Genomic DNA, 22,378 nt, shown 5'->3' with positions numbered 1-22,378 from the left:
TAACCTATTTCTATGCGCCCATGGCCGAAACCGTTCTCGATACCCATCAGTTGCCTGATCAGCGAGTCGTAATTGGCGATGTGATGGAGGTCGTCATAACTAATGTTCTGGCACAGCCTAACCTGCGAAAGCACGAATATCTGCCACAGGTCCATTCCCGGCCTTCCCATGTTGTTGTTTTCCGAGAATATCTTTTTTTCCAGGATCTCGAACACCTGGGTGTTCCACTTGGGGTTAATGAATATTTCTTTTAACGCCGCGCACAAGCCCGGCAACGCACCTCCGCGTTTTGCAGTGGGTATTTTTGTGTCCTGTATCAACAACCTGCCAAGGGTAATTTGCTGTTCGAATCTTTTTCGCATATCTGAACCTGATTGAAAATTTGTGGTGAACCAGACGAATCTCAAATCGTCAACAGGTTGAATATCTGTATTTTAATTGATTTTAGCAAGCCGAAACCCATAAAGATTCTAACTAGTTTTCAACACTAACCAGTTGAGCGTGAATACATATCGGGTTTACGTGCAGAGACTAGATAGAAAACGATGGGTAAGAAATTGACTGTATATATGATTGATGGAACTGAATATGGTCCCAGGTTTAGTGAAATTGGTAATTGGGTTGGTAAAGCAGTGTACAGTCCAAGAGCTTCCGTAAATAAAATAATGTCAAGGGATGAATTTGATAACCCTGGTGTTTATTGCCTAAAAGGTGACCCAACAAATGATGCATATGATGAAAAAATTTACATTGGAGAGGCTGAGAATATTAGAGTTAGATTAAAACAACATTTGAGCGATCCTCACAAAGATTTTAAAGAGCTTATATTTTTTGTAAGTAAGGATGAATTACTCACTAAAACACAAATTAGATATTTGGAATCAAGACTAGTTCAGTTAGCTATTGAGGCCAAATCGGCACAGATCGAAAATGGAAACTCCCCGGGTTTACCAACGCTACATGAGGCGGATATTTCTGATATGGAATATTTCTTAGATCAAATTAGATTGATCTTACCGGTAATGGGATTTAAGTTTTTGATTTCTTCAACAATTAAGCATGAAAATGATAAAAACGCAGTAGAAAAATATTCGGTTCAGGAAACCTATTATATAAAAACGAGGTCCTTTAATGCTTCAATGGCGGAGACTGATCAAGGATATATTGTAGCTAAAGGAAGTGAGGGGAAAAGAGAATTATCAGCATCTTGTACAGAAACCTATAGAAATATGCGAAGAAAGTTGGTTGATACTAAGATAATGGTAGAGGAAGGGGATAAATTGGTTTTTGCCGAAGACACTATTTTTAATAGTCCAAGTGCAGCTTCAAATATGATTCTTGGAAGGAATTCAAATGGATTCACAGAGTGGGTAAATAAAGAAGGTTTGACATTTAAAGATGTTCAAGATAGAATAAATGAGAATTAATACGGCTTAACCCTATGCTTGCACTAATCACTCTTCTAGCCTTAGCAGCTATCGCCTTCATTTTTTTTCGTCATTTTAAACGACCAACCTGGATAAAACCCAATGATGAATTCCCCCCCAAATGGCGAGCCATCCTATCTCAAAAGGTCAACTACTACTACCATCTTTCTTCGGAAGAAAAAACACAATTCGAATACCGCGTGCAGGAGTTTTTGCTGAACAGTAAGGTAACAGGTATTGAGGTGGAAGTGGATATCAACGACAAATTATTGGTGGCTTCCAGTGCTATTATCCCCATTTTTAGGTTTCCGGAGTGGCGTTATAACAATTTAAAGGAGGTATTGCTATACCCATCTATGTTCAACGAGAAGTTGGAAACATCAGGTGACAATCGTAGTATTTTAGGCATGGTAGGTACAGGTTTTATGGAAGGGAAAATGATTCTTTCCAAGCCGGCATTGCATCATGGTTTTTCCAATGCTTCAGACAAAAAGAATACGGCCATTCATGAGTTTGTTCACCTGATAGATAAAATGGACGGTGCTATTGATGGCATTCCTTCTTTGTTGTTGGAGAATCAATACGCCATTCCCTGGCTCAATCTGATCAATCAAAAAATAGAGGAGATATACACTCATAAGTCAGACATTAATCCTTATGGAGGGACCAACAAACAGGAGTTTTTTGCGGTGGCCAGCGAGTACTTTTTTGAACGACCCAAACTGTTAAATCAAAAACATCCGGAGTTGTATAAACTGCTGGAAGAAATCTTTCAACAACATCTATCCACGATAAACTTAACGAAAACGAGAACTCGATCTGGGAGGAACAGTCCTTGCCCTTGTGGTAGTGGATTGAAGTATAAAAAGTGTTGTGGTAGGGCAGCCTAGAAAAACCAATGCGGTAGGACAGTTAGAATTCTCGGGCAAAGAATGTTTTTTCAATAACTAAACCCAATCAATTATCCCATATCTTCCATTATATAACCACGATCTGTCTTCAGTTTCTTGTATTTTGTTTTTATCCATGCCTACTAAAACTTCCGATTTTAATACTCTAATGAATACGGCATTCATGCCGAGATAGTTCACGATGTTTTTTGTAGGCGTAGTATGTTCCCAATATCGGTCGCCAACTAGTTTGCGGTAGTTTAAATCTCCCTTAAAAATAAGTAGTTCGCTTGGTTCTAGTAAAGATTTTAAAGGTGTTGGCATTTGGCTATACAGCAAACCACTCGACCAAAATTCATCATCCGAATAAAGGATATTTTCCATGGCGATATTCTTGCTTAAGAATCTGGCTAGCGATTCCAACCCTTCTTGATCAGCGATAAAACAAAGTAAGTCGTTAAAGTCTGTGATGAGTGCATCGGATACAAAATAAGGGATAGACTTAAAATGTAGTTGAACGGTTTTGGTACTCGTCTTTTTTAGGATCCAATAAGCCAGGCAAAGGTCTAAAAATAATTCTTCACCGGCATTGTCAAGTATGATATCCATACGGGTTGAACTTTTCAATAAACGGGTACATTCCTTCGAATGGTCTATCAACAAAGTATTGTTTGCCTGTGAATTGTAGGTTTCCTTGTCTTGACTTAAATCCGCCATGTTTCCCAGTAGGTTCAGCTTTAAAATGGCCTGTGCCGATTCATCAATATTCAGTTTGCATATTTGTTCTACTTGCTGCCAAAGCCCAACCAGTTTGTCCGATTTTTTTTGTAGATCCCCAAGTTTGATATGTCTGAAATAATCGAAACGGTTGTTCCTGAAATTCATTGTCTCAGACAGTTTGTGGTACAAGTAGTTTTCAATAAAAAGAAAAGGAGCATTGTTCCAATGGTAGTTATGTGAGCTGATGGTATTATTGATATCTTCGTGATATGTGTTTTCAGCCTTTAAATGTTTTATCGATTCATTTGGGATTGAGTTCCTAAGCTTTATGAGTTCATGGGCATATAGTGGATTTATGTCGATAAGGCCATCGATTATTTTAGGAATTCTATGATGCAGCGTATATTGGGCGAACGATTGCTCATCGCTTGTAAATATTTCTAATGACATAGTTCTAGCTTTTCATGAATACAAACGTGCAATTGTGTAGATTATTTTTGGGGGATATGAAAAATAACTGGTCAGCTTGAAGGCTATGACCTTTTACCCGGATTATGTATTGGAGGTTCGTCATGAGCATTGCAAGTACAATAAAACAAGGCATTACTGAAACGAGGCATAACTTATCCCGATTACCTTCTGGAGCATCGTTCTGGTGAGTTGAAGTGAAGCAGCGGAGTGTCTTGTTTTGAAACAATTTCAATGTGTAATAGATTTTCTAATGCATATTGCGGGTTTAACCCCCTGCCACTATTGACCATTAATCTAATGACCATATTGGCTTTGATACTTAGGGTTAAAGAGGTTTTGTGACAACATTTTTTCAGTCCATTCCAAAGATTTTGATTTATCTGCCGAGGTTACATTAATCACGCTATAGGCATCTTCTCCCTTAATGTTGGCCAATCGCCATTGCCATTGACTGATAGTATGAGATCCTCCGTTGCTATACCACCAGCAAGAGTATAATGGCTGTTCGTTCGGTTTATGCAATTCAAAAGAATACACGTAATGTACACCAATCTGAAGCTCGGCTTCCTTCTTTATATTGAAACCGCTTGCACGCCAGCATATAAAAGGGTTATGGTCGGAACCCAGCATAAACGCAGGTGGTTTGATATAAACCAATGCGGAATCGTTCTCCAGTTTAATTACCCCGTCCGTACTTTCGCTTCGTTCAAAGCCAGAAATAAAAACCGAAGAAGAATCGAACGCTGTTTTAAACGAATTTTCGTGAATATCGTAACTGCCAATAATAAGCAACGGCGCAATCGCCAGACTTAAGTAATGTTGCTGCCCGAACTTAACTCGAACGATTTTCTGTCTTTTATAAAAAACCTTACCGTAAATACCGATAAACAGCAAAGGAATACAGCAGTTCACCACAAAAATTAATAAACCGATAGTTTCATGTATCAGCGTTTCGGGCATCGCTTGTAGCAGTACGGTTAAGATAATTCGTGTAAGATTGGCAATTAGTACTAAGGTTAGCGCAAGCAATAGAGCCCCAATAACTAAACTCATTCGGGGACGTTTGTTGTATTTTCCGGCAAAAAACGAAAGCGTAAAGATGGCAAATACCAATGCCGAGGCAATCATATTTAAACCAAGGCATTCAGGGGCAACCGTAAATTCAATGTCATTCAAAAAAATGCAATTGCCTTGTACGGTGAGATTGCTGGTAATAGGCATAAGCATGTTACCAGCTAATTGGGATACTTTTAATCGAAGAGGGAAACTGTAAATGCTTAAAAAATATTTGACGGCTGGTGTACAGATGATACTCAATAACAAAGATAAAAGTGTTGGCCGGTAATTGGTTACAACCAGGCTGCTTAATAGTGCGCAACAAACACCAAAAAATAGAATGCTGTACACATGGGTCATGTAGAATACAACCAACAGAACGGTTGATAGCAAAAATAATGGTGTGAATTTCGAAATGCCACCGGTTTTGGTTAATGTGAAAGGTAATGCCATAAAAAATAATAGCTGTTCAAACCGTAAACCTCCAAACTCGTTGAATTTGGGGATGGCAACAAGTGTTACGATAACAGCTGCAACGTAACCTAAATTCATCTCTTTTAATAATTTAGATTTAGAAGCAACGAGTTCTTCTATACTCCAAACTAATTTGGTGTACCTGTTCAGTTTCCCAATCATGTGGAAACTAAAGGTGAATGCAAGTATCTTTAAAAATTTCATGGTAATATTTTAAATGCTTTTGATTAGAGATAAGCGCCTGGCGACCAATAAAAGGCTCTTTCCACAGCTAACGAGGCTGGTGGAAGTCCCACGCCGTGGGTGTGGGGATGGGGGTTATTGATTTGGCTAACCTACAGGCTTTTTTATCCAAATTTGAAATACACAAAGCAGAGTATGGCCCCAAGTGCGATAATAAGAGCCCACTCGTGAGGTTCGGGAACCGCACCGGAATCTTGCAGGTTGGCATTCTGTAAGCTGTTTTTATTTTTCTTGATATCAAAACGATCGTAGTCTTTTTGCGATTCGAGCACTATCAAACTCGAAACAGGTGTTACTATAAAAGCTTCGTTACAGAGATGATAAACAGATTTTGGTATTGTCGCATCTTCTTGTAGAAACAGATTACCTGCCTTTTGCATTACTGTATGGTAATTGTAAAGACGAAGTAGATGACTGGGTGCGCGGGGTATTTGGGCAGTGTTATCTTTATTGGTAACAGCTGGCACTATGGCCATATGCGACATGGGAATATTTACGCCTCCTTTAATTTGTCTGTATTCCTTGAACCAATTTTCAATTTGTAGTCCTTGAAGTTCCGCAATTGTCATATTTCTGCAATCTATTAGTTTTAATTGTTCCAGGGAAGTGATATATGGTGATTTTATATGGTCTAAAACAATAGTCGCGACGGATTTGGTTTGTTCGGATAAATAGGTAATCAACCTATTATGGAATACTGAACTTTTGAGTTCAGAAGGGATGGGAGAATTGTTTTTTCCTTTCGTGATGATTAAAGCAGATTCCGGCCAATCTATTTCAAACACGGGCATCAAGGAAAAAGGTCTCTTTGTAAGGCGATGAATAAGCATATCGAAATTAGCGAGCTCAAGCTGCATAAAACCATGATCGTGCACATATACAGGGGCACTACCTGCTTGCGACATAATTTGTTTTACTTCTTTTTCGTTCCAGGATTGGTTAATGTCCAGGTAAATAGCCTTTGGGATTCTGTTATGAGCGTATTCAATGGGTTTTATTTGGTACGATTGTTTATTGAAGGTAAATGGGTTTTCCGTTAAAGGAGATGCGTTCAAGGAGCAGGACCAACTGCCAACAGGTTTTCCTTCATAGATATACTGATTTGGTAGCGCTTCGGAAAAGAAGCCAGGCATTTTTACGGAATTAGCTTTACCAACCAGCTTAACATGAGTAACTTCGTGGGCTTGACTGTTTTTAGGGCCCTGAACCCTCATGCTCTGAAAGTATAAGCGGTTGTTTTTATACAAAAGTGGTGCAGTAATCCCTATTTTTACCCGGCGGGATTCTTTGGGAGTGCAGGGAAAAATGGTGGCTGTTAACCTATTACCTTCTTGCCAATGCAAAACCACGGGGTCACGTCTCTCTCTGCCAACAATGGTTTTATAAGCCTTGGAAGCTTTCTTTCGAGTGGTTAACCTCGATTTCTCTTCTTTTCCGTCAATCCATAACGATAGCGAGGAAGCAACGGCACCATCCGGTAGATAAAAAGTAAACAAAGCTTCCTGCTGGCTCCGGTTATTGGTGCTGGTATTTTCTATCCAGATCGTTTTTTCAAAATAGACCATTCTGTATGCGGGATATATCCTTACGTCTGTCAATTCTTTGTTGACCTTTAGGTTTCTTCCCGACCAAAGTTTTTCGTAAGCATAATGTCGACTGTTAGTGTTGGACGATAGAATTTTAACCTGGTCCTGATTGCTGAAAGTTAGCTCACTGGTAAATAGATCCGCTATGGCAACAAGCGGGTCGTGCTTTTTAATATCGGAAAACGATCCTCGGTTAAAGTCAAAATCCCACCAACCGTCAGAATGTACCTCGTACAGCAGTTTTTTGCCGATAATACGTTTGGTCCAATATTCGGAGGTGCTGTTTTGTGCATAAGCCACCCATTCTGGCAGGTTACTCCCTTCGTTTAACACAAGATCTTTTTGAGCGCCTTTAATTTGTTTGTCATGATATGAGTAAATAATAACGTAGAGGAGTAGTACCATTATTCCTGTCGTAGCGCCAGATAATACCATTTTAGGATGCGCATTATGGTACTTGACCTTAAAGGTAGCTATGAGTCCCCAGGTCAGAAGGAATATGGGAACGAGCAGATGAATTGAAAGTCCCAGTAATACTAATCCTATAATTGCTAAAGGGGAAAAGGGTAACAGAACTATAGCATAGTACGCGAATATCAACAAACCAAGGCCTGTAAAGAACGATACCATTTTTCCGGCCCATTGAGGAATTTCTCCCGTGTAGCCAATAAAAATAAACGCAAATAGAGTTAGGGGAAGTGCTATCTTTAACCACACTGGAGTGATCGCAAAAATATGTATGTCCTTATTGAGTGTAAAACAGCTTACCATCATCAATGATAAAACAATATGCCAATTAAATTTAGGCATAGGAGACTTGAAAATACTGGAATCTTTTGGCCTATCGGCAAATGAGAGTAAAAAGTAAACCATAGCGATGGGGTAATTCAATAAGGCAGCACCTTGTAAAGTTTCGCGTGTATGTGGCACAAAATAAAAAACGGTCATTGAAACTGGCATGAGGCATAGGCCTAAAATTTGGATGGGGGTTAATTTTGTTTTCATAATTGAATATATAAAAGTACTTTGAAATACAAAGTTAAAGATCAAAAAAATAAACTTTAGGTCGCAGTAGCTGGTTTTGGATTACTGGCTTGAAGCTTATTCGCTATTCATTCCTTTTATTAATTTATTTAGTCCGTCAATATGCTTTTGGAACGAAAGTCGTCCCAGTTGAGTGGCTTTGTACGTAGTTTGGGGTTTTCGACCCACAAACTGTTTGTGTACCTCAATAAGTTCATTTTTTTCCAATGCTTTTATATGGCTGGCCAGGTTTCCGTCTGAGGCACCAAGGTGTTCTTTTAATGTATTAAAGTCCACCTTCTCGTTCACCATCAATATGGCCATAATTCCCAGCCGCAATCTACTTTCGAAGAGTTTGCTTATGTTGTCGATAATGCCCATTATACCTTTTTATCTGTTAAAATATAGTAAAGCGTTAATAGCCAGTTTGATTGTGTTGCCAAGGGAACTAATTATTTGCACCTGCCGCGCTGGTTTCGTATTTCGAATACATAATACCGCCATAAACTATATGTAAAACGCCAAAACCAATCAACCAAAAAATAATACCGTATCCAATTAAAAGGCTGCTTATTAAACCTAAAAATATTTCAGAAACGCCGAGGTACCTTATTTCCCGATGTGTATATCTGCTGGCGTTTAAAAGGGCTAAGCCGTAAAATATAAGTGTTGAAGAAGCCAATAGATAAAGTTCGCCATGGTAGGTTAATACCAAACAAAATATTCCTCCGGTAATTAAGGGTATAAATAAATTGATGAGGAAATATTTGGTAGAGGCATCCCATATTTTTAGTCCTTGTTTTATACTGTTCTGATACGTAAAAAAGAATGCCGATAATATGGCAAGTGTCAAGGTTATCATGGCAATGATTGCTACGGTAATAAATCTGTCCGAAAAAATATGGAGCGATAAAAAATACTCGGTAACCTGGACGGGAGGGGCAAAGGAACCGTCGCCCAGATACCACCACGTGTACAATCCGCTTATAATAGCAATAATGCCAGCCGAAATGCCTGATAAACCGCTTAAGGATAAACAACGGCTCGAACGCTCCATTAACGAACGTATTTCTGAAAGATGGTTCAATTGCTCTTCTGCATTCATGACATAATATTTAAAAGTACTTTGTAATGCAAAGTAAAGATTAATTTTTTTAATGGGCAAATAAATGTGGTATTTTTTGAATTTGTTGCAAACTAACGGATGAAAATACGGGATTAACCCAAGAGAATGCAAGGCTTGTCATGGCTAGGCCTTACAAAACGTATGGTTTCCGTCATTATTCATGAATTCGCAAAAACGGTTCAGATTAAATTTGAAGCGTAAATATAAAGGTACTCCCTTTGGTAACCTTGCTTTCGATGTGCAGTTCGCCACCTTGCATTTCAACAAATTCTTTACAAAGTACAAGTCCGAGTCCCGAGCCTTTTTCGTTATAAGTGCCTTCGCTGCTTGGAATTAAATTCGAAGAATAGAATCTATCGATTTTCTTTTGCTGGATACCTATACCTTTATCTTCAACTTTTATGGCTAAATATTCGCGATCATCTTTTACAATGGTATCACAATATATTTTTACTGTGCTGTTTCTGTGCGAAAATTTGATTGCGTTTGAAACAAGATTGCGCAAGATGGAGGAAAACAGTTTCTCGTGATATAAAGCCATGGTATCTTCTGGTATGTTATTGACTATCTTAATATTCTTTTTCTTTGCTTCCTGGCTGTGTAAAACCAATACTTCATCACAAATTTTTACGACGTTATCACGTTTCAACTTTACTTCAGGAGCGTTACTTTTAATAATTTGCCATTCCAGGATATTCTCCAATAAATCATAAACATCACGACTTGAGTTGTTTATGGTTGTTAGTTTGCTTCTTTTTTCCTCCTCGCTAAATTCATCATATTCGTTCACCAAGAGGTCAATTAATTGGTTAAACGAACCCAGGGAATTTCTTAAATCATGAGCCAGAACCGAAAAAAGTTTGTCTTTCATCGCATTTGACTGCTTTAGCCTTAACTCAGAATCTTTAATGACCTGTTCGTTTGCTTTAATAAGCGTAATGTCAATGGCATTAAAAATAACGGAGTTTTCGCTTTTATAGGAAATTCTGCCCTGAAACCAACAATCTATGTTATTTATTGAAACAGGATATTCGATGATCACCAATTTCCTGGTGAGTAGACATTGTGTTATGGCTTTTTGAATTTTGTTCGCCACTTTTTTTTCAAAGATGTCGTGTATCGTATTACCCAAAAGTTCATGTTGCGGTTTTATCAATAAATTTTGTTTTGTGGTTGCAACACTTTGGTATACCCCCTTCTCGTTAAATTCGAAAATTAAGCTGTCCAGCGATTCGAAAATGGCCTTGAGTTTAGTTTCGTTTTTTTTTGTTTTTAGGAAGTTGTAAATCAATAAACCAATTAAAATGCTAATCACCAATGAGCTTAGATATAAATACACCTTGGTTATTTTGTCTTTGTTGTAATAGTATTTCCAATCAATTTTAGGCTTGGCAGCTAAAATCCAGTTGCCATAGGGTAAGTTTATAGATACGGTTACCGGATTGTTTGAGAAAATATCTTTGTTCCCAAAAAATATCTCACCATGGTTTCCGGTACCATCATATCCCTTAAGAGAATACTCCATTTCTTTGTCGTCCAAAACTATGCCAGCTTCTTTAAGAAGTGGATCCATCAATATAACGATATCAGTAACGCCCCAAAATTCACCTGCTGTAGATTGCGTTTTATCAAAGATTGGAGTGTAACTAATAAAAGCAATCCCCCCTTCGATAAGCTCAACCGGACCAGCTACAAACGTTTTTCTGGTTTCTATTGTCTTGTTTACAATTATCTTTCTTTTGGGATGATCCAACAAATTTAATCCAATTGCATCCTCATGACCTTTTAAGGGATAGATGGCACTTATAATACAATTTTTGGATAGAGCCATAGAGTTGATGACCGTATCATCCTTAATTAAATCAAATGCAAGAATTGTAAATTCTTCATTTGAAATGTTGGGTTTCAAGGAAACAAAAGAAGCAACTCCTTTTGTATAGTAAATTCTTGAATATAATGCTTTTTCCAGTCTCGACTTCTTAGAAATTAAGATATCAAGTATCTGATTTCTGACATCTTTTTCCCATTGCCCTTCTTTATGTTTACTGTATTTCAAGGTGCTTATTATCAGTAGGAAAAAGCACGCTACAGCAATAATAATAGGTAAAAGTTTATTTTTTAGATTGGAAGACATTAGTAATGATTCTTAATTATTTTATAAATCCAAGTGCTTATACTTGTTGATCATGGATTAAGTGGTAATATATTCAAAATAATCCAATGAGATCTTATTAAAAAGTTTTATTGAATAATGAATGGTTTTTTAGGGGCATTCGTAACAGCGCGAAACACGCAAAAATTGTTATTTTTGGTTCAAAAATATACGTTATGAATTTATCTGGCAAATGGAGTTTTAAGGAAGAATTCGATTTTGGAAAGGATGAAGGGGAGGTGGTATTAACTCAGGCAGGTAACCGGGTATATGGGATATTAGGTTTTACGGAGTTTATTGAGGATGAAATACCATTTAAAGTCAAGTGTCATCTTGATGGTAGATTGGAGGGTAACAAAATAAAATTTGAGGTCGTTGGTGTTGAACTCTCCTCAACAGAAACATTGGAGTATTTTCCCGAAAAAAGAGAAGGTATTATTAACGCCAACGGACAGATTGTTGGTTCCAGTGAAGATGAGCAAGGGGTTTGTGGTGTTTTTGTAATGGAAAGAGTTTAACGAAATTTTAGCGTTCGTAAATTGCAATCTAAACATAATATATTCCAGGTAGAACTTTATTGAAAAAACTTAACAAAAACCGTAACCTTTTTTTTAATCTTCCCGTATAAAAGTATATAGTTGAAATGACAATTCGAAAATGTTAATTTTCAGACACTTCTATCCACGGTATCCAAATACCGGTTATGTATAAATAATACTTGTTGATGTTAAATTTCCGGCTATGAAAAATGTATTGCTGTTAACTGATTTTTCAAACACTGCCCGAAATGCCGCTTTTTATGCCTTAAAGATGTTTAAGGATGATGATGTTACTTTTATATTGTTAAATGCGTATGACTTAGAATTTAGTGGCAGCCCGTATGTAATGCAGGTGAAAGAAGAGATGGCTTACGAAAGTGAAAAAGGCTTAAAACAAGAAATGACACTTCTTAAGCGCGCTTTTCCAGAGGCAGATGTGAAAGTTCTATCCGGTTTCGGATCTCTGATTGATGTAGTACACGATTATATTCACAAAAATCATCCTGACTTGATTGTGCTTGGTTGCAGAGGAGAATCTGCTTTGGAGAACTTTTTGTTGGGTTCAAATGCTTACGAGGTTATTAAGAATATTAAGGCTCCTATTTTGGTGGTGCCTAAAAGCGCACAGTTTAAAAAACCAGAAAAAATTGTGTTTGCCACTGATTTAAAAGATATTCCAAAGGATGAGGTTATGAATCCTGTTCGGGATATTGTGGAGCGTTACCGTTCGGCATTGATGTTTGTTAATGTGCTTGATGATGAATATGTTAATCGCTTAGATGCCGAAAATAAAATTGCTACCCACTTCCCTAATATCGACTTGAGCTTCAACTTTATAGAAGGTGAAGACGTTAGTAAAAGTATTAGTAAGTTTATGGAAGAGAATGATGCGGAAATAGTAGCTATGGTTCGCCACGATGTAAGTTTCTTCGATAGAATCTTCCATCCAAGCATCACAAAGCAGATGGTGTTGCATCCGGAACACCCCATGCTTATATTGCACGACAAACTTGAATAGCTAGATGTTTTCTCCGTTGGATAAAGATATTGAAGTGCGATAGCTTCAATGTGGTTGGTTCATAATAACAATGGTAGTTAAACCCGTTTATCGTAAGAGACGATAAACGGGTTTATTTTTTTTGTTTGGTAATATCCGGTCAATAATCTAATTCTTTCCGACCGTTCTTTTCTTTTTAAAAATATTTACATATTTTAATTAAATTGGTAAACCAATTATTAACTTTATTTAAGTACTATCTTTGTAATACTGCAAAAATAATCATAAACCATAGATATACAGCAAATAAGAATATATTTTATGGTTCTGCCGTTAATTCTGGACGAAAAAAATATACCTTAAAATTTGTTAATTAAAAATGTATACGTAAATTGGTCTACCAAGCAACAGGTAGGTCAGTGTTTGGTTAGAGTGCATATCTGGATTTATCGGGTATTAGGAAGCATAAGTTTAAAATGTACTTAAAATAAAAGTTTTGAAGGATAATTGCAGAAAAATCATTGTTGAAAGGATGAATTCCAGTTTATATAACATTATCCTATTAATGGTAATGTTTGGATTTAATGTTCAGGCTACCAATTTTACGGTTTCTTCTGCAAGTGAGATTGAAAACGTGTTAGATAACCTTCAGGCAGGGGATACCTTAAAAATGACTTCAGGCATATGGACTAATGAAGAAATAAAATTTGAAGGTGAGGGCGAAGAAGGGAGGCCGATCGTGTTAATTGCAGCGGAAAAGGATGGCGTTATTTTAACAGGAACGTCCACTTTAAGAATAAGTGGTGAATATCTTGAGGTAAACGGATTAAGGTTTGAAAATGGTTATTCGCCATCCGGAGCGGTAATAGAATTTAGAAATGGTTCTTCAAAATTAGCCAGTCGTTGTAGGTTAACGAATTGTTCAATTGTTGATTATAATCCATCTGATAAGGATACTGATTATAAATGGGTATCAATTTACAGTGACTATAACAGGGTAGACCACTGCACATTTTCAGGAAAAGAGCACTCGGGAACTACTGTGGTGATATGGTTAAATGATGAACCAAATTATACACAGATAGATCATAATTATTTTGGAGCACGGCCCGATTTAGGGTATAATGGTGGTGAAACCATTAGGATTGGAACTAGCACCAATAGTATGAAAGATTCGCATGCTATTGTTGAGTACAATGTTTTTGAAGCGTGTGATGGCGAGATTGAGATCATTTCCAATAAATCATGTTTTAATACTTATCGTTACAATACTTTTAGGGATTGCGACGGATGTTTGACACTTCGCCATGGAAACGATTGTTCCGTATATGGTAACTTCTTCTTTGGAAAAGACAAGTCATCCGGTGGTGTTCGAATCATCGGTGAGAGACATCAGGTATATAATAATTATTTCGAGGGATTAAAAGGAGATGATTACAGATCGGCCATATGCATGATGAATGGGGTGCCTGATTCTCCTTTGAACAGGTATTTTCAGGTTCAGGACGCAGTCGTTAGCTTTAATACAATTGTAGATTGTAAAATGCCATTGATTGTTGGAGCAGGAAAAGACTCGGAAAAAAGCTTGCCGCCCATGAATTGCACTTTTGCCAATAACGCTATCGATAAAACTTCGGGAAACAAAAATATTACCATTGAAGATGAGCCCACAAATATGACCTGGCTTGGTAATATTGTAAATGCCAATGAAGATGTTGAAGAAGTAAGTACGGGCTTTGTTTTTGCGGATTGCGGTTTAGAGCATAAAGATTATTTATGGCGTCCTTCTTCGTCAAGTGTTTTAATTGATGCTGCGCAAGGTGAGTTCGCCATGGTGGCTAAAGATATAGATGGACAATCAAGAAATGACAATAAAGATGTGGGATGCGATGAGTTTTCCGACTTAACAATTGAAATTACGTCATTGGAAATGGAAGATGTTGGGCCATATACGGGAAATGATGAAAATGTTTCCGGAATTTTTAATCTCTCATATACACAAACCGAGATGGTTAAATATAGGGTATCAGAAAGTATTGTGTGCTTTAGCGTAATCAAATCGTCTTATTTCCCTATTCGATATAGGTTATATGATCTTTCTGGCAGATTGATTAAATCGGGAAAGTTATTGGAAACACCAACCTTTATACATGTTAATGTTGAGGATAATATATTGTTAGCCAGGTTTGTATCGGGAAAGAAATATTATCAGACCCAAAAAGTGTTGATGAGCAATGGTGTGTTGTAAAAACGTAATTTGGTATGTGCTGGAAACATCTTTGGTTTGGGATTTTGATGATGGAAACATGAGGATGCGAAAAAGTTCGGTGCGTGCACACCTAAGCATCCGATAGTGCATAAGATGTTACCTTGACAGTGTAAAAATGATATTGTGTGAATGCTGCTTTCGTAACCGGGTTGGTGAAAAGGTGGATTTTCAGTAATTTTGGTAGCCCAGTTACTGGAATAGCAGTTAAAGATATAAAAATGGAACTATTAGAGAATTTTAAAGCAATTGAGGTTGAAACGCCGGTTGATAAGATAATCAGACAGATCAGAGAACTGATTGTGTCTGGGTATTTAAAACCGGGAGACAAATTACCTTCAGAACGAAAGTTATCGGAGAAATTAGGTGTTGGCAGGACTTATATTCGTGATGCCATAAAAAAATTGGAGTTTGTGGGTATTTTAAATACACTCCCCCAAAGCGGAGTGGTAGTTAACGGAGTTGATATTACAGCTATGGAAGGGTTACTTTCCAACATCATGAAGATAGAGAAACCTGATTTTTTCTCCTTGGTGGAAAGCCGGATAGTGATGGAAAGGTTTTCTGTACAACAGGCTGCCATTCGCAGAACGGATGAAGACATTGCTGCCATGCAAAAAGCGTTGGATGCGTATAATGCTCGTACGAAATTGAATTTACCCGCCGAAAATGAAGATTTCATATTTCATTTACGCATCGCTGAGGCGAGTCATAATTCGGTCATTAAAACCATGTTGTTGATTATTCTTCCGGATATCATTAAAATCTATATTGCCGAAAAGGTTTGTGATAATGAACACAAGATAAGACGTGTAAAAGAGCATGAAGCTATTTTGCAGGCGATTATTGATGGTGATGGAAATAAGGCAGAAAAGCATCTGATGGAGCATCTGCAAGATGTTATAGAATTTAGTAAACAGAAAATATAAATTTAAATTAAGTAAAATATGGGAGTCGATTCAGGGTAAAAAAAATTAGTGCGCCGAAGCGCACTAATTCGAACAGTTCAATACAAATCCCTTATAACCACACAACAAACTCATTCATCTGGACAATATATGAGGTTGTGCTAGGGGGTGTATTGTCCTTGCAAAGCTAAATAAAAAATCTAATTGTTATAATTCTAATGAACGATTGCAGTAAGCAATTGAGTTTTTGGAAAAAAATTACAATCAAAATGAAAAGGAAAATCCTATTAACATTAATTTTATGTGCCGGATTATTCACTCATGTATTTGCTCAAACATATACAGGTAAAGTCACCGATGGCGGTGACGGATCACCTCTAATAGGAGTGAATGTGGTTGAAAAAGGTACCACCAACGGAACTATTACCGATATTAACGGTAGCTACTCTTTAAAAACACAAGGCGAAAACGCGACACTGATATTTTCTTTTATCGGATATACCTCGAAGGAAATTGTGACGGGGGCAAATACGGTTATCAATATTGTATTGGCACCTGATATTGCAGGATTGGAAGAGGTGGTTGTCGTTGGTTATGGCGCCATGAAAAAATCACACCTTACCGGCGCAATTGCGAAACTGGAACCAGATGGACTCGAGGATATACCGGGCGCCAGGGCTGATCAGGTTTTACAGGGGCGTGTAGCGGGTGTGCAAATTCAAAATACTACTTCTCAGGTGGGAGAGTCCCCTATTATTACAGTTCGGGGTAATGGTTCGATCAGTGCAAACGGACAACCGCTTGTGATTATTGACGGTTTTCCAATTGAAGACGGTCTTAGCGTGGTTGATGTAGCTGACATTGAATCAATGGAAGTTTTAAAGGATGCGGCTTCCGCAGCTATTTACGGATCCAGGGCTGCAAATGGTGTAATCATTATCACCACAAAGAGTGGTGACGAAGGCAAACCCAAATACAATGTACGTGCATCGTATGGTGTTAAAGATGTGTATGAGTTGCATCCTATGATGACTCAGAATGAATTTATTGATATGAAGGTGAACGAGGCCAATCTTTCCGGTACAACTTTGGGTGATATGTATTTCGCAATGGCCACCTTGGAAACCGAAGATACCAACTGGCAGGATGAAGCCTTAAGGTTGGCGGGTGTAGTTGATGCACAATTTAACGTGTCAGGTGGAAATAAAGGCTTGAAATACTATGTTTCTTCATCATACCTGGGGGACAAAGGTATCATGCTCCAGAATAAATATGACAGAGTGAATATACGCTCTAAAATTGAAGCGGAATTATCAAAAAAAGTTAAAGTGGGTGTTACCATGTCACCGAGCTATACCAAAAGAAGTAAGCCTACTAATCCGTTTACCGATTTTGTGCGTACACCAAGGTTTTTGCCGGTTTACCATAACGAGTTTACTTCTGCCATTACAGGGCAACCCGTAGGAAGTTATTCTCACGGTTATCACTACAGTAATAAAACATATACCGGTATTGACCCGCAAACCGGCGAGCAGAGAACAGTGGAGGGGACTTCTCCTTACAACACTTCCAATAATAATCCATTGTCGGTCATGCACAACCAATTTTATTCCCGAGATGATTACCGCATGCAGAGTTCGCTTTATTTGAATATAAAGCTGGCAAAAGGTTTAGCGTTTAAAACATCCAATGGTTTCAATGTGGTGTATACCGAAGAGAATACATATGAAAATATAAACTCAAAAACTGCGTCGTCGCCTAACAGCAGCCTGTACGAGAATAACTTGTTTACCGATTTGTTATCAGAAAACACCTTTACGTACAATAAGAAAACCGGAAGTCACAGTTTCGATGCCTTGCTTGGTTTTTCAATCCAGAAAAGGAATACTAAATCAGCCGGAATATACGGTAATAACTTTGCCACCGATTATATTCGCACGCTGAATGCTGCCGGATCTATTTTGCAGTACGATGACGAGGATCTTGTTACCGGTACCTGGGAAGAAGAAGAGGGATTGGTGTCGTTGTTCTCCCGTTTTGCTTATTCGTATGCAGATAAGTATTTGTTATCGGCCAGTTTTAGAGGGGATGGTAGTTCAAAGTTTGGTAAAGATAACCGCTGGGGGTATTTCCCTTCCGTTTCCCTAGGATGGCGCGTTTCCGAAGAAAGTTTCTTCAAAGATGCCGTAACATGGGTAGACCAGCTGAAACTGCGCGCCAGTTATGGTGTCACAGGTACGGATGATATTGAAAATTATGCCAATACCAATATGCTGTCTTCAAATAGTTATGTGTTAGGAAGCTCCAATGGTTCTGTTGTGTCAGGAATTTCCAATATATCCGATGTCATCGGCAACTCTGCACTGCAATGGGAACAGACGAACGAATATAATTATGGTCTTGATTTTAGCGCTTTAAATGGAAGCATCAATTTGGGTGTTGATTTTTATTATGCCATTACGAAAAGCTTGTTGTATGAGCGCTCGGTTAACTCTGTATTAGGTTTTACCGAGGCATGGAGTAACAAAGGTAAGGTACGAAATAAAGGTCTTGAAGTAGTGTTGACTACCCGTAACCTTAACCGTGGCGATTTCATATGGAGCTCAACCTTTAATTATTCCATGAACCGCAACAAGGTGTTAGATCTTGGAGGGGAAAACTATCAGATAACAAGAGGGGAAAGAAATGAGGAGTATATAACAAGAGTGGGAGATCCATTAGTGCAGTTTTATGGTTTCAAAACGCAAGGAGTTTGGGTTTCGGAAGAGGAGATTGCGAATAATCCTTCGCATATTAATGATACCGCAGGCGGTCTGCGAGCTGTAGATGTAAGCGGTGATGGCGTTATTGATGCCAGTGACTATACTGTTATTGGTAATCCTTTGCCCGATTTTACCTGGGGTATAACGAATAGCTTAAGCTATAAAGATTTTGACCTTTCTTTCCTGCTACAAGGTGTGGTTGGAGCCGAAGTTGTTAACGGTGATATTTACTATGCAGAAACTGTAAGGTATAACAAAAACTTTAACACCAACAGGTGGATAGACGAAAACAATCCTGGCGATGGGCAAACCCCTTTCGAAAGAAATGGGATAACACAAGTATATACGGATTATGCCGTAGAAGATGCGAGTTATTTTACGCTACGCGATCTTACCATTGGTTATAGTTTGCCTAAGGACATTGCCAGAAAAGCCAAGGTTTCTAATGTGAGGGTATATTTAAGCGGACAAAACCTGTTTTATTGGTGGCCGGATGATTATAATGGCATTAATCCTGAGGCACGCAAAACATCAGGTAGTAATTATGCAAGCCCTTTGGTTGATGGCTATCAACGAGGTGCGTTCCCTATTCAGAGGGTATACAGTGCAGGTATTGATATTAGTTTTTAATTACCGATCAAAATCAAAAAAGATTATGAAAAAATATATAAATATAGCTTTTATGGCGTTAGCTATTCTTGCTTTCTCTTCTTGTGAAGATTTTCTGGATAAGGCTCCGATAGATCAGTTAGGGGAAAGCAGTTTCTATAGCAACGATGACGAACTGAATATGGCTGTTATGGCCAGCTATAGCGGTTTGAGAAGTATGGCCAATGACGAATGGCGCTTAACCGAAATACGCTCAGATAATGCGCGTTTGTACATAAAAAATACCGGAGATGCAGTAAATGTTCGTTTAAGACAACTGGATAATTTTACGGTGTCAACTACCCATGAAGAAAATGAAAGTTATTGGGAGGCGGCATATAAGGGTATCGATAACTGTAATGTGGTATTGGAAAATATTGGTGTTGTGGCTGATGAAGATTTAAAGAGTCAGCTGGAAGGTGAAGCCCGTTTTATCAGGGCTTACATTTATTTCAATTTGGTTCGTTTGTACGGTCCTGTATTTCTTGTGACCGAAAGACTTAGTATTGAGGAAGGAAATAGTCTTTCGCGTAGTTCAGTGCAGGATGTATACGATTTAATTGAAAGTGATTTGATTTTAGCTGGCGGAGCAGCAGGAAGCACAGGTTTGCTCCCCGGTACTTATGATGATTCGGATCTTGGACGTGCAACCTCATGGGCTGCTAAAACTTTGTTGGCAAAGGTTTACCTAACTTTAAATGATTATGCCAGTGCAAAAACATTGTTGACTAATGTGAAAGATAATAGTGGACACGGATTGTTGGTTGATGATTATGAAGGCGTATTTGATGTTAATAACGAAATGAACGACGAGATTATATTTGCTGTTCGTTATTTATCAGGAGGTTATGGTCAGGGTTCGCCTTTTTCCAATTATTTTTCGCCACGCGATGGTACTTTTGTGCCCGGTAGAGCATATAGCTATAACACCCCAACTAATGACCTCATCGAAGCTTATGATGCAGAAGGGGATAATATCAGAAAAGATGTTGTGATGTATGATACCTGGATCGACGACAGTGGTAATGAGAACTTCGTTCCTTTCGTTAAAAAATACTTATCAGACTACGAAAATGAGCAGGACGCGGAAAATGATTGGATTGTGCTCCGTTTTGCAGATGTATTGTTAATGTTGGCCGAAATTGAAAACGAAACATCAAGTGTGGCCGATGCCTTGCCTTATATCAACGAAGTAAGGGACAGGGTTGGGCTGGATGATATACTCGAAGAAGATGTGCCTACGCAATGGGATATGATGCTGGCTATTGAAAACGAAAGACGACTTGAATTTGCCTTTGAGAACCACCGTTATTACGACCTTCTGCGTACCGATAGGTTGGCGACGATAATGGAGGCCCATTACAATGCTGAAATAATTGTAAGCACAATTCAGGAAGACGGTACGGTTATTTCAGAACCCTACTACGCTGGAGCTGCAAGCGATATGAGCTATTTAAGTGAAGGTGGGAGACAATTAAAGGAGTGGCAATATTTATTGCCGATACCTAACAGTGTGATGACTGTAGCTACTAATGCAACACAAAATCCGGGTTATTAATTAGTAAAAATTAGTAAAATGAAAAATGTTAGTATAATGATATTGATGCTAATGATTACATTTAATTATGGATGTAATGAGGAGTTAGTATATAATACAGTAGAAGAAAATGCGCCTGTAGTGGAAAGTTTTGAACCAACGACAGGTAGTTATAAGGATGAGATTACCATAAAAGGAGACTATTTAGGAGAGGTTACTGCGGTTTATTTCGGAGATAGTCTGACGACGATTAAGTATCGCGTTAGTAATAATGAGTTGGTAGCAAAACTTGATAAAGGTTCTGTTTCCGGCAATATTACAGTTAAAAATAATGTGGGTACAATGGTGTCGACGGACCAATTCACCGTTATTCACCCTGTGCCTGCTATTACTGATTTTGAAGACACTCAGATGCTTCCAAATGGTATAATGAAAATTGAAGGAACTAACCTGGATGTTGTTTATGGTGTTTATTTTGGTACATCAAAAGCCAATGTTGTGGAAGCCAATGATGCGTTTTTTTTGGTGGAAGTACCTTTCTTCGAAGAGGATGAAGAGCCTGCAAATGTACTCCTTTCGTATAATGATGATGGCGTGATTAAGCAAACGCAGTCCACAGGGAAGATTACATTATTCAGAATATTCCCTGAGTTTACTGTCATTCCGGATCAGGGTGTAACGGGTACCGAAATCGTATTTGAAGGTGAGAATCTCACCTTGATCGATGAAATATTGTTTAACAACGAGTCGGCTTCAATTGTCAGTAAAACAGGAGAAAAGCTTGTGGTTACACTGACTGAAGATCAATTTGCTGTTACTGCCAGCGGTGTAACAGTTAAGGCAAGCTATTTTGGTGGTACGCAAGTTGTCACTCTTCACGAAAGTTTTGAGGTAATTGTGCCTACAGTAGACTATTATGCAAATATTACCCTAAAACCGAGAGGGGCTGAAGGAGAGTATTTCCTTGATTTTAATACTGGATTGGTGTATGATGCTTGTGCTGATTGGCTTACTGTGTTACAGCCAAATATTTCTTTACTGGCCTATGCTTCTAAAAGTGGTTATATCCAGTTAAGACAAGCAGGAAATGCCGGCAGTGTAATTAAGAATTATAAATGTGATGGTGTAAATCTGCCTACAGAAAACTGCGTGAAAGTATCTAAAATGGGAGTGCTGGATCCAAGTAATGCAGATCATAAAATGTACATTGATGCTGTAAAGGATAAAACACTAAACAATATTGATTCGGATGTGGTGGCCAACTTTGGTGCCAGTTCGAGTGACCTTAAAATTTACACAACCGGTACCGGAAATGAAGACAAATTTGGAGCTGGAGATGTAATTGTGTTTAAACAAACATGGAATGATGTGGAGAAGTATGGCTTTATTGAAATTATTGAAGCAGTTGCTGATGTTCCAGAGAATATTGGACAGGCCAGCGGAGATGGTTCGTATTTCAAGTTTAATTACTACTTCCAAAAATAATAGCAGGGATTAATTTAATAGGACCGTATTAAAACAGGAAGGATCGTTTCCTTCCTGCAAATACTATA

At 38.1% G+C, this 22,378-nt stretch carries 15 protein-coding genes and 1 pseudogene; 9 read left to right on the top strand and 7 right to left on the bottom strand.

Annotation, left to right across the window (positions count from 1 at the left end; translation table 11 throughout):
* A pseudogene (locus ACRD64_RS06125) lies at window positions 1–362 on the bottom strand (ISNCY-like element ISCku10 family transposase); the annotation flags it as partial.
* A 183-nt stretch (window positions 363–545) separates the two neighbouring features.
* Between ACRD64_RS06125 and ACRD64_RS06120 the strand changes: the two are divergent.
* Window positions 546–1,427: a GIY-YIG nuclease family protein gene (locus ACRD64_RS06120; protein WP_430932350.1), complete on the top strand. Its 882-nt coding sequence runs from the start codon at window positions 546–548 to the stop codon at window positions 1,425–1,427.
* A gap of 14 nt (window positions 1,428–1,441) precedes the next feature.
* On the top strand, window positions 1,442–2,317 hold the full coding sequence (locus ACRD64_RS06115) for a zinc-dependent peptidase (RefSeq protein WP_430932349.1): 876 nt from the start codon (window positions 1,442–1,444) through the stop codon (window positions 2,315–2,317).
* Between the two features lie 57 nt (window positions 2,318–2,374).
* Here ACRD64_RS06115 and ACRD64_RS06110 read toward each other — a convergent pair whose 3' ends face one another.
* From ACRD64_RS06110 to ACRD64_RS06085, 6 genes are all read right to left on the bottom strand, one after another.
* Window positions 2,375–3,487: a damage-control phosphatase ARMT1 family protein gene (locus ACRD64_RS06110; RefSeq protein ID WP_430932348.1), complete on the bottom strand. Its 1,113-nt coding sequence runs from the start codon at window positions 3,485–3,487 to the stop codon at window positions 2,375–2,377.
* 315 nt (window positions 3,488–3,802) lie between these two features.
* Window positions 3,803–5,242, bottom strand: a complete 1,440-nt coding sequence (xrtN, locus tag ACRD64_RS06105) for an exosortase N (RefSeq protein WP_430932347.1) — start codon at window positions 5,240–5,242, stop codon at window positions 3,803–3,805.
* Between the two features lie 143 nt (window positions 5,243–5,385).
* Complete coding sequence (locus ACRD64_RS06100) at window positions 5,386–7,872, bottom strand: XrtN system VIT domain-containing protein (RefSeq protein WP_430932346.1); 2,487 nt, start codon at window positions 7,870–7,872, stop codon at window positions 5,386–5,388.
* A 96-nt stretch (window positions 7,873–7,968) separates the two neighbouring features.
* Window positions 7,969–8,271: a winged helix-turn-helix domain-containing protein gene (locus ACRD64_RS06095; protein ID WP_430932345.1), complete on the bottom strand. Its 303-nt coding sequence runs from the start codon at window positions 8,269–8,271 to the stop codon at window positions 7,969–7,971.
* Between the two features lie 67 nt (window positions 8,272–8,338).
* Entirely contained in the window at window positions 8,339–8,995 is a 657-nt protein-coding gene (locus tag ACRD64_RS06090; protein WP_430932344.1) for a hypothetical protein, read from the bottom strand.
* A gap of 205 nt (window positions 8,996–9,200) precedes the next feature.
* Complete coding sequence (locus ACRD64_RS06085) at window positions 9,201–11,072, bottom strand: sensor histidine kinase (protein ID WP_430932343.1); 1,872 nt, start codon at window positions 11,070–11,072, stop codon at window positions 9,201–9,203.
* A gap of 272 nt (window positions 11,073–11,344) precedes the next feature.
* Here ACRD64_RS06085 and ACRD64_RS06080 point away from each other — a divergent pair, with 272 nt between their 5' ends.
* From ACRD64_RS06080 to ACRD64_RS06050, 7 genes are all read left to right on the top strand, one after another.
* Window positions 11,345–11,686: a hypothetical protein gene (locus tag ACRD64_RS06080; RefSeq protein WP_430932342.1), complete on the top strand. Its 342-nt coding sequence runs from the start codon at window positions 11,345–11,347 to the stop codon at window positions 11,684–11,686.
* A 223-nt stretch (window positions 11,687–11,909) separates the two neighbouring features.
* Window positions 11,910–12,725 (top strand): universal stress protein, encoded by an 816-nt coding sequence (locus ACRD64_RS06075; protein ID WP_430932341.1) that lies wholly within the window; start codon window positions 11,910–11,912, stop codon window positions 12,723–12,725.
* 475 nt (window positions 12,726–13,200) lie between these two features.
* A complete protein-coding gene (locus ACRD64_RS06070) occupies window positions 13,201–14,952 on the top strand; it encodes a polysaccharide lyase 6 family protein (RefSeq protein ID WP_430932340.1) in 1,752 nt (583 codons plus the stop codon).
* Between the two features lie 239 nt (window positions 14,953–15,191).
* Window positions 15,192–15,899: a FadR/GntR family transcriptional regulator gene (locus tag ACRD64_RS06065; RefSeq protein ID WP_430932339.1), complete on the top strand. Its 708-nt coding sequence runs from the start codon at window positions 15,192–15,194 to the stop codon at window positions 15,897–15,899.
* Between the two features lie 248 nt (window positions 15,900–16,147).
* Window positions 16,148–19,270, top strand: coding sequence for a SusC/RagA family TonB-linked outer membrane protein (locus ACRD64_RS06060; RefSeq protein ID WP_430932338.1), 3,123 nt, complete (start codon window positions 16,148–16,150; stop codon window positions 19,268–19,270).
* Between the two features lie 25 nt (window positions 19,271–19,295).
* The gene (locus ACRD64_RS06055; RefSeq protein ID WP_430932337.1) at window positions 19,296–20,846 is read left to right on the top strand and encodes a RagB/SusD family nutrient uptake outer membrane protein; all 1,551 of its coding nucleotides are present in this window, start codon (window positions 19,296–19,298) and stop codon (window positions 20,844–20,846) included.
* 18 nt (window positions 20,847–20,864) lie between these two features.
* Window positions 20,865–22,310: an IPT/TIG domain-containing protein gene (locus ACRD64_RS06050; RefSeq protein ID WP_430932336.1), complete on the top strand. Its 1,446-nt coding sequence runs from the start codon at window positions 20,865–20,867 to the stop codon at window positions 22,308–22,310.
* Window positions 22,311–22,378: the final 68 nt, after the last annotated feature.

The sequence above is a fragment of the Saccharicrinis sp. 156 genome, assembly GCF_050589685.1.
GTDB lineage: Bacteria > Bacteroidota > Bacteroidia > Bacteroidales > Marinilabiliaceae > Saccharicrinis.
Note: the sequence above shows the minus strand (reverse complement) of the source record. Positions and strands in the feature narration are given on the sequence as shown.